Consider the following 775-nt stretch of genomic DNA (forward strand, 5'->3'; position numbering starts at 1 on the left):
TTCGCATCCACTAAACCAATCTCCTCTACTCATGTTTTCTGAGACTAGTATAGCTAGATTTCTACTTTATCGGAAGATACCTTGTTATTGGGCGCTTACACATAGACTACTCTATATCCATGAATTACTTAATTCATTATAGAATCTTTACATTTTCCATATAAATATTTTGATATCAAAAAAGCAAGTGCTTAAATGCACTTGCTTTTTATTTTTGTGTGCGGATTAAATCTCATCTTCTTTCCGCTTCCGACGCTTCGTTGCAACACCTGTTAGTAATCCTAGCAGAGCTACTCCCGCTGCTGTCGCTGCCATACTAGATTCCTCCCCTGTATTTGGAAGTTGACCAGTATCTGCTGTATAAACTGGCTTCATGGATTCTTTCATGTGATCAGCATTAGCTGACTTAGAATTTTTTTCCTTCTGAGCAGTTTCTGGATTGATAGCGTTAATCGCAGTAATACCCGCAGTTGTTGCTGTTTGAACTTCTTCAGAAGTCTTAGCTGCATCAATCGCCGCTTTAGCCTTGTTGGCTTCTGCATCAACTAATGACTTAGCTGCATCTTTCTCTTCTTGAGTTAGATCGTTACGGGCATCAATTGCCGCCTTCTTAGCGGCTGCCGCTTTATCAATGGCATCTTTAGCCGCTGATTTCGCAATAGCTTCTGGATTGATCGCTTGGATTGCAGTAATACCTACAGTCGCTGCTGTTTGAACTTCTTCAGAAGTCTTAGCTGCATCAATCGCTGCTTTAGCCTTGTTGGCTTCTGCATCA

General features: G+C 41.0%; 1 protein-coding gene. It reads right to left on the reverse strand.

Annotated elements, in window-relative coordinates:
• Window positions 1–225: 225 nt before the first annotated feature.
• A partial coding sequence (locus tag E5983_RS09305) for a DUF1542 domain-containing protein (protein ID WP_160333517.1) occupies window positions 226–775 on the reverse strand: 550 nt, incomplete at its 5' end.

Source organism: Streptococcus danieliae, from assembly GCF_009767945.1.
GTDB classification, from domain to species: Bacteria; Bacillota; Bacilli; order Lactobacillales; family Streptococcaceae; genus Streptococcus; species Streptococcus danieliae.